The following is a 12,657-nucleotide window of genomic DNA, read 5'->3' on the forward strand; positions in this document are numbered from 1 at the left end:
GTCGGAGTAGCCCCCTTCCACCCAGAATTCCGGCTCCTCCAAATGGATGGCTTCCACTCCCGCATCCACTGCCGGACGGATCTGCTCCAGCAGATATTTTGAATATGCGATGGTCGGCACCATATAGGGGATATCTGCCGAAGTTCCGTGGATGATATGCTCGCCCGTGCTATACTTTTGTGCTTCATCCCAATGGGAACGTCCATCGAATTGCCCGTCTAAATAGTCCCCATATCTCCCCCAGGATACACCGGTCATAAGATGCACACGATACCCTTTATCCTTCCATTCCCTGATCCGCTCCGGCAGCGACGCATTGACACCGTACACCATGACGAAATCCGTCTGCAAATCATAGGATTCCCTGAATTCGCTGCCTTCCTGAAAACCGGTTCTCTCATTTTCTCTGGCATTCATGCTTCCACTCAGCTCCTTTGTCCTAGCAATCCGTCCCAGCACCTGATGTGAATAGAAAAAGGGGGCAGCATTGGACTGCCCCTTTTTCAGCTATGCCTGTTCCAGTTATTTCGTAAGTTTCTCGGCTTTAGCTTGGGCATCATCAAGAATGCCTTTGATATCTCCGTCGGTCATCAACGCTTTGGTTACAGCATCTCCGAAGAATTGCCATACCTGCGCGTCGCTTTTCGCAAATGTCGGAAGCCCTTGAACATCACCGGACATCGCCAGATAATGCTGATACATTTCCGGGTGGTCCTGCTTGTAGGTATCGGTTTCTGCAACCGATTTCAACACTGGGGACCGGGTGCCGGTGTCGGCAATCAAATTCTGGATTTCTTCACTGTACATTTGACGAATGTATTCAAAAGCCGCCTCTTTGTTCTTTGACCCTGTTGGTACCGAGTTGAAGGCCGCGCCGATCGTAATGTTACTTGCCTTGCCGTCAGCAGAAAGCGGAATAGTAGCCATGCCGTAATCGATGCCGAGCGTCGCACTTTCTCCTGCGCGCCATGGTCCATCAATCAGATAGGCGATTTGCCCTTTCTTGAATGCATCGAAGTATGCGCCTTCACTTTGATTGGCCATCAGCCCTGCTGGATGGACAGCGTTAAGTTCTTTAAGAAATTCTACTGTCTTCACATTAGCTTCGCTGTTGAATACCGGCTGACCCTGGTCATCGGCGAAGCCGCCATTGTTGATCAGCAGCAGTGGTCCATACCGCAGATAACCGCCGGCATTTGGCCCTGCATAGACGCCACCGCCGTAAAATTTACCTTTTCCTGCTTCATTAACCTTCTTCAGATCAGCCAGCCATTCATCCCAGGTTGCCGGTGCCTTGTCGGGGTCAATACCCGCCTCTTTTACAAGCGCCTTGTTCCAGAACAGACTGCTTACACCTGGCTGTGCTGCCAGACCGTAGATCTTCCCATCATATTCCATTGGCTTCCATGCCGCCGGAGCCAGCTTTTCTCTAATTTCGGCAGCCATATCATCCGGGAAAGGCTCAAGTTGCCCCTGCTGGGCAAAGCCCGGCATTTGCGTCTCTCCGACGATAATATCCGGAACGTTGCCGGCGAGGAAGGCTGCCGTTTCTTTCTGGGTCAGAGTATCTCCCCATCCCCAGTCCTCCACGGACACCGTAATATTTTCGGCCTTCAAATTTTCATTGATAATGTCCTGATAAAAGTAACCGAATACATTGGGGTTGCTGACCGCTTGGCCCTGGGTGTAAGTGAAATCCGCTTCCGTTACCCGTGGCGCGAGTGTTTCATCCGCTATAAGGGCTTCTTTTTTCTTGGGCAGCAAATCACTGACAACGCCTTCACCAATACCAATTGAGCCATCCGTCAGCACACGCAATTCCACATTTGCCGGAGCACTGGTGCTGGTGGCAGGTTCTGTCGTTGCTGCCGCCCCCGATTCTGCCGGTCCACTGTTGTTGTTTGAGCTGCATGCCGCCAAGCCAGTCGCCATAGCGAGAATCATTGCCGTGCTAGCCATTTTTTTAAAACGCATTTTTTAGCCCCCTATTAAGAATGTAACTTCAGCTTACGAAATCATTATATCACATATATTAATTATATCAATTATATTTTTCAAAAAAATATTATCAGCCTTTTATCCCCGTGTTTGCCAAGCCCTGCACAATATATTTCTGTAAGAAAAAGAAGATCAGGAGCGCCGGCACAGTAAGCCCCAGACTCAGGGTAATGATTAATGGATAATTGACCAGGCCAACGGTTACGGACACAGAGGATAATCGGGTTATCGCGGAAGTAAGCATCTGCAGATTATCACTGGTCGTATAGAAGTAAGGCGTCAGAAAATCATTCCAGACTGTCAAAAATGTCGTAATTGCTATATATGCCATAATAGGAAGCTGCAAAGGAAATAAAATCTGGAAAATTAAACGGATCGTGCCGCAGCCATCAATTTTGGCCGCTTCATCCAATTCCACCGGCACCTTCTCCAAAGACTGCTTCACCAGGAAGGTACCCATGATGTTGATGGCCGGCCCGCCGATCAAATAGACCCACCAGGTATTCAGAATTCCGGTCCCTCCCGTAAAAATGTCATTGCCACCGGCAAATGGAAACCGGGCATATTCCAGATAGGTTGGAATAATAGCCATTGTCGCCGGAATCATCTGAGTAGCCAACAGGAGCAGGAACAGACCTTCCTTCCATTTGAAATGCAGCCGGGCGAACACATAACCGGCTAAGAATGAGGTCATAATTGCACAGAACGTCATATAAACCGCACGAAGTGCTGAGTTTCGGATGTAGAGCAGAATTTTAGCATCATTACTGCCCACGAACAGTGATTTATAATTTTGAAGCGTCGGGTTTTTCGGAACAGGAAATAGATCCAGTAGCGTGGAGGCAAACTCCACTTTATTAAAAAATGCGACCATAATCATAAAAATAAGCGGATACAGCAGAACAAGCCCTACTGCCAGCAGAATGATATGACCCAGTAAATGGCTCGGCTTAAACTGGCGCTTCAACCTTTGCGTGTATATATCGGACATTTCTTATTTCTCCTTTCTGTGCTTCTTGATAGGGATTGTGTTTTGTTTGTCCGAATTGGTGGACCAGCGGTAATAGAACACAGTAACCAAGATGACAACGGCCGCCATAATCACAGAGGAAGCGCCTGCCATTCCCATGTTGAAATCCCAAAATCCGTCCCTGTAAATCCGGAACACCAGAACCTCCGTTTGGCTGTATGGTCCACCATTGGTGATGAACAGCACCTGTTCATAAATCTGTATTGCCGCAATCACGCTTGTAATCACAATATAGGTTGCAATCGGTTTCAACGACGGCAGCGTAACAGCCTTCAGCTTCTGCCATCTTCCGGCTCCATCAATACCCGCTACTTCATACAGAACCGGGTCTACAGATTGAAGACCGGCCAGCCAGAGCAGAGCGGCAGCCCCTACACCCTTCCAGACGGAGTAGACCACAATCCAAAATATACCCCATCCTACCGAATACTGCCAAATGATCGGATCTTTACCCACGGCCTTCAGAATATTATTGATGACGCCATTGTTCGTATCCAGCAGCATGTTAAACACCTGAGTGGTGGCTACGGTTGAGGTCACTGCAGGAACATACCAAAGTGAGCGATATATCCCCTTGCCCATAAGCGGCATGTTCATTAGCATCGCCCCGCCGAACCCCGAGAGCAGGGTAACAGCCGTTACCAACACCCCAAGCCAGATAGAACGCCATAAAGCACCTGTATAGAGCGGATCTTTAAAGAAGGCGATGAAGTTATCAAACCACACAAATGTAGGTGTGTCATTTAGGCCCACCCAATGAAAAAATCCAAGAAAAAAACCAAAAACCGTCGGAAATCCAGAAACCAATAACCAAAAAGCAAACATTGGAATTAGAATGACAGCGGCGATTATCGCATCCTGATTTCTCTTTTTGCGCCGCTTTACTTTGGTTGAAGCTCCCAGCACCTGAGCAGTTCTCCCCATATCCGCTACCTCCATGTAACTATAAGATTAGACATAACACATCTGCAGACATTTCATGCCTCTAATATAATATATAATCAATATATTATATATGTCAATATAATTAAGATAATTATCCTACCACCAGTACATTGGACTTATTACGCGTAGATGTAATAAATAATAAAAAAACGCTCTACGAATTCCTTCGAAATTGAGCGTTAATGATTATTTGTTTTGTACTATAAAGAGCAGATTAGTTACGAAGGTATTTTGCAGTGGACTGGCGTTCAACAAGCTTTGGCTGCAACAGAATCTTATGATACTTATGATCCTGCTCGGCAGCCTTATCTGCAAGCAGTGTGGTCAGAATGCGCGCCGCTTCCTCACCCATAAGATCTTCTGACTGCGAGATATAAGATACAAAGCCGCTTTCATCCGTTCCCGGAGAGGGGTCGTCGAACGTCAGGATCGAGATATCCTCCGGCACTCTGAGCCCCAATTCCCGGCAAATAGCCATGAGATGAAGCCCCAGCCTGCTGTTCAAGGTAATGAAGGCAGTAGCCATGCGGTTCTTGATGAAGCGGTACAGCGGATGCTCAGGATCGACACCCTTGTACTCCACCAAAAAATCAGTAAGAATAAGCGAGGGATTGATCAGCGCTCCCTTCTGCTTCAGTCCTTCCATGTAGCCGCTGATCCGGTCCTCCACTGTAATCGTTGGAAATGGCGAATCGGAACAGATCGCGATGTCACGGTGCCCAAGATTCCACAGATAATCCACTGCCATTTCGCCGCCAACCAGACCGTCACAACGAACACTATTGGTCTCCACACCATGAAAATAACGGTCGATCAGAACGAATGGATATTTATTCTGCTTCAACGTCAGGACTTCCTCGTTGTAGGTTTCCGTATCGCAGGGGAAAATGATCAATCCTTCCACACCATCCCGAACAAGCTCTAGAATCGTAGCTTCCTCACGCTCAATCCTATTATAGGTCTGTACAATGCAGAGACTGTATTCACTCTTCTCCAGCACTCTATTAATTCCCTGAATGAGACGAAGCGAGAAGTAATCGATTAAATAGGGGACGATCAATCCAAGTCTTTTCGTCTTGTTCTCTGAAGCATTCCTCTCCATCTTATTTCCTAAATAACGACTCTTCGTATTAATCATAACCTCCGGAGCAGCCGGAGGCTTGCTGTCCTCTTCCGTCAAACTTTCTTCGGCTTCCTCCTGATTCCCTTGAACAAAACTCCCTCTACCGGGTACCCGGTAGATCCACCCATCCTTCGCCAATTGCATGAGCGCGTTGGCTACGGTAATACGGCTGACATCGAATTGCTCCATAAGTTCCTTCTCGGACGGAATTTTCTCACCCACCTTCAATTCCGAATTCGAGATCCGGTGGCGAAAATATTCTTGAATTTGTATATAAAGCGGCTGCCTTTCATTCTGCATAAATCATTTCTCCTCATAAACATTATATAAGGATATTATATCATTTATAGCATTTAGTCAAACACAGCCGCTTAAATTATTGGATAGGGACAAAAAAAAATGACCAATCCTGCTCTGAATCTAGGGCAGGATCGGCCGTCCAGGTTCATGGCAGCCGGTACGTAATGATCAGGCCCGGCCGGTTGGCCGTGTTGCCGTTGTTCGCGGATGCGAAATCCTTGGTTCCGGATGCGCTGTTCACAATATTCTCAAGCAGAACGAAGCCGTTGTTCGTCTTGGTGCCGTTTACCCAGCTTTGCACCAGATCCGTTACGTTAAACGTATACCATGCATTTTTGGTGCTGCTGACTGTTGTTTGATCAATCGTGGCAGTCCCATACCCCGGCTTGTTGTTCCAGTTAACGCCTGCCACGGACTGTCCGTCAATCCCCGTTCCCGTCCCTTCGCTCCAAGCAGCGGTTACTTCCTTTACACCCACAGTCTTTTTGACAGTTCCGTTACGCGTTCCGGTTAATTTTACACGCAGTTGCGCGCTGGTAATGATCGCACCAGACGGGATCGAGGACGGGATCGAGAAGCGGATTAACGCTTGTTTCTCGTCCGTGTCAGCACCTGAGTAGGAGGCAATCTCCAGCTCCCCGTTTGCTCCCGTGTTGCGGTCGGGATAATTCTCCAGCACATGCGCATCCCTCGTGTCGGTGTAGCCGGAAACACCTTGCTGTAGAGACACCGTCGTAAACGTATACGGACTCGCCGGCGCAACTGCCACATTGTCGAAAGTCGCGCTGCCGACCTTGCTGTTATCATGCGAGGTTACGGCCAATCCGACATAGATGGTGCCGGTCATTGATACCGTCACGGCGCTTCCGATCTGTGTCCATGAGCTGCCGCTTGCCGAAGCGAACGCCGTGAATGTATTGCCGCTCCGCACAAGTTTCACATAGTAGCCCGTTCCGCCGGATGCCTCGTCCGTATACCCTGTCGTATTGGATAAATTCTGGCCCGTCGCAGGGCGCCGCTGGAAGTTGATTCCGTGAGCAGGCGTGACGACGACATCGGCGAATTTGCTGCCTGGGTCGAGCGATTCGCGAATCATTATTCCTGCTTTTGCCCATTCACTCGTGTTGTCTTGGCTCTTGACCCGGGCTGTAATCGTCACGTCCCCCGCAACCGGCTTATACACGAAGCGGAACTGGTCGGCCGCCGTCCAGATGTCGAATCCGGATGCGCTCAGCGTGAACTGTCCGTTGCGGCTCCCCGCGCTGCCGCTCGCACCCACCGCGCCGATATCCTTGGATGCCCAGCCGGACTCCAGCGGCTCGCGCGAATTCAGATACGCGGCAAGCTGTGCCGGGCGATCTGTCTGAATGAAACCAGCCCCCCTGTTGATGACCCATCCCCAGCCACTGTCCGGATTGCTGACGGACATATCATCGGTGTGTCCGGCGTTAAGGGATGCCCATAAGGTATTAACGAAGACTCTTCTGCCTGCGTTAGCGATTTTATTCACTGTAGTACTGGAGATGACGGCGCTGGATTCGGATTCAAACACCAACTCGTACAGATCCGGGTTCGCACCGGCGATAAGTGCATCCAGATCGGAGAGGTTGTTGTCGGAATCCGTAATGACCGCCTGATACAGAGGACGCGGAGACTTCGAGTCGAGCCAGGAATCCACGACTGTATTAGAGGCCGTACTCTTGAACACCCCCTGGGCGGTCGTCCCGGTGCTGACCAGCACATTCCAGACATCGTCTCGAATATCCCAGCATTTGTCGAGGTTGACCAGCACCTTGCCCTTCGCAAGATTCATCGTTTCCTCAAGTGTCGGCACCGTCTCATTAGTCAGCGCTGCGCCCGATCCCCCCTGCCCTTCACGAAGCTTGAGTGCCTTGATCTGCGCGAGTGTCAGATTCATGACGTCGCCTGTACCGTTTGTTGTCCGATTCACGTCGGGATCGTGCATCAGCACGATCTTGCCGTCCGATGTCTTGCGAACATCGATTTCCACCATCTCGACGCCCATGTCAATGGCGGATTGAATGCCGGACAGCGAATTTTCCGGATGCCCGCGCCAATCGCCCTTGTGAGCGGCAATCATAACCGAACCATCCGGACTCAGCATCTGGGTCAGCAATGCAGGGGCGCTGAGCGCATCTGCTTTCGGTGCGCCAGTCCCCCCCCAGGCGGATGCAGCAATCAGCATGCTGCAAGCATAAAGGAACAGCTTGCGGGAAAACGAATTCTTTTTACGCGTCTTCATGAAAATTCCTCCTTTTGCTACACAAAATAGATACATTACAAAGCAACATTTACGCTTTTCCGGTCGCCGGACCGGCTTAGTCCAGCCTCTCCTGTCTTCTTGGCCGTCTCTGCCTCGCCTCCCTTCCGTTGTTCAACTCCCCAATACGCGTCCCGCCTCAACTCACAGCTGTCAGACTCTATGCCCACGCAAGATCAGGACTGAAAGGTACGGTTCACTTCGACATTCAGGAATCCCGGCTTGCCAGCAACCATCGAAGCAAGCTTCTCTTTGACTTCCCGTTTGCCATTCTTCACGACAAAGTCGATCTGGATGACCGATTCCGCTCTGCTGCGTTCCACCTTCATGGAATGGATTGCGATATGCTCGTCGGATAAAAACCGAAAAAAGGCTTCAATATCCCCATCCTCATCAAGCAGAATTGAATACTCCTCCTTGCGCCCCGCTCTCAACCATTTCTTCTCTATGATGTTCAGGATGAACAGACTGACAAATACGATAACGGTTGTCAGCGCCGACGCATAATAGAAGCCCGCGCCAGTTCCGATGCCGATAGCTGCGACCACCCACAGGGATGCGGCCGTTGTTAGACCCGAAACGTTGCCGCCATGCCGCATGATCGTACCTGCACCGAGGAATCCGATGCCGCTCACCACCTGCGCGGCCAGCCGTGCAGGGTCCATGCGGACATTGGTTTCGTAGGCAAATTGCGCGAAGCCGTAGATCGATGTCAGTGTGATGAGTGTCGAACCCACACAGACGAGAATATGCGTGCGGAAGCCAGCCGGATGTTGACCGCGCTCCCGCTCCCATCCGATAATGCCGCCCAGCAGGATAGAGATAAGAATCCGGAGGCTCAGCTCGTAGATGCTGATATGCCATAACTCCGGATGGTTCGTCAGCACCGTCATGCCCCTCCGCCGCCAGGCTCATGCTCGGGCAGCGAATCCCCCCGGGCAGCCCGGTGCGGTGCCCGCCAAGCTTCCAGCGGATTGAGCGATGCGGCAGCCGCCGCTTCATTGCCCGTCTCAAGCACCCAAATGAGCCGCTCTCCGTCCTCTCCTAGCTCAGCGGCAAGCTCGCGGTACGGAACTGTACCGCTGCCGACGGCCAGATGCTCATCCCGCTCGCCGTGGTTGTCGCCGATATGCATGCCGATCAGCAGAGGTTTGCACTTGCGCAGCTCGGCTATTGCCCGGCCCGGCCCGGCCCGCACAAATGCGCATGCCCGGCATCAAGCAGAATGCGCACTCGCGAGGTGCCTGCTGCGGCAATTGCTTCCAGCAGAAATCCGCAGTCCGAGCCGAAGCGGTCGGGGCGCGGCGGTACGTTCTCCAGCGCGAGCGGTATGCCTGCCTCGCCGCCCGTCTCATTAATCAGCCTCCTTAAGAACAATGCGCAAAGGGAAAGACAATCCGCACGCGCCGCCGCATAGCCGTCCGGATCGGTGGCGACATCCGGGATAGCACGTTTATACTCGCCTGGATGCAGCACTACGTAGGCGGCATCCAGCCTATGCGCGATGCCGATCGCCTGCTTCAGCGTTGCCAGACCCGCTTCGATCGTCTCAGGGTCGGACGCGCAGGCGTTTACCCCATGGATAGGAGCGTGCACCGACCAGGAGATGCCCTCTTCCCTGCTCCAGCGTTCAAGCTCTGTCCGCTGCGTCTCGCTCCAGTCAAGCAGCTCTCGGTGGCCGTCCTCGACCATAATCTCGATATGGCGCCAGCCCGAAGCGGTCAGCCGGTTCAACGCCTCCGTGAGCGGCAGGCCGATCCAGGTCAAAGTCGAAATGCTGTAATCCTTCTGTAGCCATTCAGCCATATTCGTTTCCTCCCACTTATACATTAATGTTTGTCTTCAATTTCCTCACTTGATGCCCGAACTGACGAAGCTGTTAATGAACTTCCGCTGGAAGAACAGGAAGCCGAGCAGCAGCGGTACGATAACGAGCAGCGTCGCCGCACTTGTGACCGACCACTGTGCGCCCGTCTCCGCAGCCTTGGCGAACAAGGCAAGCCCGACGGTGAGCGGACGGTTCTCCACCGAGTTCGTCACGATTAGCGGCCAGACGAAGTTATTCCAGTGATAGCTGACCGATACAAGACCAAACGAGAGGAGCACCGGACGCGCGAGCGGAAAATAGATCGTCCACAGAATACGCCACTTGGAGGCCCCTTCCATCTCTGCGGCCTCCTCGAGATCCGCAGGGATGGTCATAAAATACTGGCGCAGCAGGAAGATACCGAACGCGGAGCCGAAATAGGGAATCATGATTCCAAGCTTCGTATCGAGCAGCGACAGATCCTTCAGCACGGTATACAGCGGGAAGATAAGCACATCTACGGGAATCATGATTTGCACAAGAAAAATCAGAAAGACGACATTCTTACACGTGAAGTGCAGCCGGGCGAAAGCATAGGCGGCCATTGTCACCGTAATCAATTGAACGCCGAAAATGCCGACGACAATAATTAATGTATTGGTGAAATAGGTCGTAAAGGGAGCGGCTCCCCATACATACTTCAGATTTTCGAGCGTGAAGCGGAACGTGAAGCCCGCTGACAACGACAAGTCCTCCGGCCGGAAAGCCATGTATATAACCCATAGCAATGGGATTGCCCAGATGACCGCGATGATATAAATCAAGGCGGAGTAAGATATTTTGCCCAGTGTGGCCATATGTTCTGCCTCCTATCTGTAATGGATCTTTTTGTCCAGCCTGAACTGGAGGACGGTGATGAGCAGCATGAGTATGATCATGACGATCGTGGATGCCGCGGCGACGCCAAAGTCCCAGTAGGAAAACGCCTGCTGGTAGATATAGTAGAGCAGCAGATTGCTCGCATTGTTCGGCCCGCCCTGCGTCATGATAAACAATTGATCGATTGTCTTGAAGGCATTCGTCAAAGCAACGATCAGCACAAACAGCGTCGTCGGCATGAGCAGTGGAAAGGTGATTCGCCAAAAGGCCCGCCATTTGCTGACACCGTCTACCTGTGCCGCTTCATACAGATCATTAGGGATGTTCTGCAGACCTGCCAGATAGAAGATCATAAAGTAGCCGGCCTCCTTCCACACCATCATCACGATGAGCGCCAGCATTACCCATGTCTCTGAGCCAAGCCATGCGGTATAACCCGCATTAAGCGCATCCGACAGCCTGCTGAGCAGACCATATTCAGGCGTATAAATGAACAGCCACACATTGGCCAGAGCGATCATCGGAACGACATTGGGATAAAAAAAGGATACTCGCACAAACCCGCGGAATTTCAGCGCCCTGTTCGCGAACAGCGCGAAGATCAGCCCGAGCGCCAGCGCTCCGGGCACCGTACCGAGCATGTACCAGAAGTTATTGATCATCACTTTGTGGAACAGGGAATCCGAGAAAAGCTGCGAATAGTTATCCCAGCCCGCAAAAACAGGCTCGCGCACTGCCAGATTCTTCGTAAAAAAGCTCTGTACAACGGTGATTCCAATCGGGTAAAACGTAAACACAGCCAAAAACAGCAGGGATGGGGCCAGCAGTCCCCAAGCGAACGCCTCCGATCTCCATCTCTTGCTCAGCAAGCTAAACATGATGATTCCTCCATTCTTATCCTGTGAACCGTTCTATCAGTTTACCGGAATGACTCCAGTGCCTTATCAGCTTCCGCCTGCGCGTTCTTCAGCGCCTGGGACGGTGTTATCTTGCCGTGCAGCGCCGCCTGAATAGCGTCATTCAGCGCCGCTGTCACCTTGCCGCTGTTATGCGTCGACAGTTCGCCTTTTGCGTATTGGAGCTGGTCACGCGCCACAAGCGCAGCAGGGAACTCTTCCGTATATTTCTTCATGGTATCCGTCTCATAGGAAGACTTGCGGACGCCCACATAACCTGTGTCGATGCTCCACTGCGCCGCACGCTCCGGATCAGTCATGAATTTAATGAATTTCCAGGCTGCCTCCTGCCGTGCCTGGCTGATCCCTTTGAAAATATAAAGGTTGCCCCCGCCGGTCGGACTGCCGAACTGCTTATTCTGCGGAAGCATCGCCACCCCGAAATCAAACTTCGCATTCTGACGGACATTGGACAGATTGCCGGTCGTATGGAACATCATGGCCGTCGTCTGCTCCAGAAAGTCGGAAGGCGTCGTCGCCCATTCGATGACATTTTCCGGCATGGCCTTGTCTTTTTTGGACAAATCTACCCAATACTGAAGCGCCGCCACGTTCTCCGGCGTATCAAAGTACACTTCCTTGCCGTCCTGGCTCATCAAGTTTTTGCCGCTCTGAATCGCGAAGGCGGAGAACATCCATGTGGAGGAAGTCGGCGCGGACGATGGAATCTCAATCCCCCAGCGTCCGTCTTTGGTTAGCTGCTTAGCCATCTGCGCAAGCTCGTCCCAGGTGGTTGGCGGCTTTTCCGGATCGAGCCCGGCATCCTTGAAAGCATCCTTGTTGTAATAGAGCAAGACGTTGCTGCGCTGGAAGGGCAGGCTGTAAGTCTTTCCGTCAAGCTGCGAGTTTTCCATGAACGCCGGATAGAAGTCATCCAAGAAATCGTTTCCGCCGTCTTTGGCAATGAAGTCATTCAGCGGCATAATCGAGTCCATATCCATGAAGCTGAACAAATCGGCTGCGAGCAGCACCGCAACATCCGGCGGATTGCCGCCGGCTACGGCTGCCTGCGTCTTCAGTGTTGTGTCGCCGTAGGAACCGGTATAGACGGGCTTGACGATAATACCGGGATTCTCCTCCGTAAACTGCTCGGCCATGCTTTCGATCGTTGCGGTGAGCGCTCCACCGACCTGGATCGGATAATAGAAAGTAAGCTCGACCGGCTTGCCGGAGGCCTGCTCCGGAGCCGTGCTGGACGAAAGCGTTCCGCTTCCCGCTTCATTGTTGCCTCCGCAGCCGCCCACAATGGTAACGAGCGCCGCTAGCATAACAAACCTTTCGATTGATTTTTTCATTTTCATTCTTCTCCCCCTCGCTTTGGATATGTCTTCAGTATAT

Annotated in this window: 11 protein-coding genes; all 11 read right to left on the reverse strand. The window is 51.8% G+C overall.

What is annotated here, in order from left to right:
- Positions 1–522 precede the first annotated feature (522 nt).
- The 11 genes from R50345_RS21895 to R50345_RS21940 all read right to left on the reverse strand — a co-directional run bounded on the left by R50345_RS21895 (position 523) and on the right by R50345_RS21940 (position 12,614).
- Complete coding sequence (locus R50345_RS21895) at positions 523–1,974, reverse strand: sugar ABC transporter substrate-binding protein (protein WP_081389716.1); 1,452 nt, start codon at positions 1,972–1,974, stop codon at positions 523–525.
- Between the two features lie 94 nt (positions 1,975–2,068).
- On the reverse strand, positions 2,069–2,989 hold the full coding sequence (locus tag R50345_RS21900; protein ID WP_042130089.1) for a carbohydrate ABC transporter permease: 921 nt from the start codon (positions 2,987–2,989) through the stop codon (positions 2,069–2,071).
- 3 nt (positions 2,990–2,992) lie between these two features.
- Positions 2,993–3,952, reverse strand: coding sequence for a carbohydrate ABC transporter permease (locus R50345_RS21905; RefSeq protein ID WP_042130092.1), 960 nt, complete (start codon positions 3,950–3,952; stop codon positions 2,993–2,995).
- A gap of 235 nt (positions 3,953–4,187) precedes the next feature.
- Positions 4,188–5,396 (reverse strand): GntR family transcriptional regulator, encoded by a 1,209-nt coding sequence (locus R50345_RS21910; RefSeq protein WP_042130094.1) that lies wholly within the window; start codon positions 5,394–5,396, stop codon positions 4,188–4,190.
- 145 nt (positions 5,397–5,541) lie between these two features.
- Positions 5,542–7,659, reverse strand: coding sequence for a DNRLRE domain-containing protein (locus R50345_RS30415; protein ID WP_052414685.1), 2,118 nt, complete (start codon positions 7,657–7,659; stop codon positions 5,542–5,544).
- A 35-nt stretch (positions 7,660–7,694) separates the two neighbouring features.
- Complete coding sequence (locus tag R50345_RS31725) at positions 7,695–7,847, reverse strand: hypothetical protein (RefSeq protein ID WP_197069703.1); 153 nt, start codon at positions 7,845–7,847, stop codon at positions 7,695–7,697.
- A 6-nt stretch (positions 7,848–7,853) separates the two neighbouring features.
- Positions 7,854–8,570, reverse strand: a complete 717-nt coding sequence (locus R50345_RS21920; RefSeq protein WP_081389062.1) for an MgtC/SapB family protein — start codon at positions 8,568–8,570, stop codon at positions 7,854–7,856.
- Positions 8,571–8,847: 277 nt separating this feature from the next.
- Entirely contained in the window at positions 8,848–9,483 is a 636-nt protein-coding gene (locus tag R50345_RS21925) for a sugar phosphate isomerase/epimerase family protein (RefSeq protein ID WP_052414688.1), read from the reverse strand.
- A 45-nt stretch (positions 9,484–9,528) separates the two neighbouring features.
- On the reverse strand, positions 9,529–10,341 hold the full coding sequence (locus R50345_RS21930; RefSeq protein WP_042130096.1) for a carbohydrate ABC transporter permease: 813 nt from the start codon (positions 10,339–10,341) through the stop codon (positions 9,529–9,531).
- Between the two features lie 12 nt (positions 10,342–10,353).
- Positions 10,354–11,241 carry a carbohydrate ABC transporter permease gene (locus R50345_RS21935; RefSeq protein WP_042130098.1) on the reverse strand — a complete coding sequence of 296 codons (888 nt, stop codon included), beginning with the start codon at positions 11,239–11,241 and terminating at the stop codon, positions 10,354–10,356.
- Positions 11,242–11,282: 41 nt separating this feature from the next.
- Positions 11,283–12,614, reverse strand: a complete 1,332-nt coding sequence (locus R50345_RS21940) for an ABC transporter substrate-binding protein (protein WP_042132371.1) — start codon at positions 12,612–12,614, stop codon at positions 11,283–11,285.
- Positions 12,615–12,657 lie beyond the last annotated feature (43 nt).

The sequence above is a fragment of the Paenibacillus sp. FSL R5-0345 genome, assembly GCF_000758585.1.
Lineage (GTDB): Bacteria > Bacillota > Bacilli > Paenibacillales > Paenibacillaceae > Paenibacillus_AQ.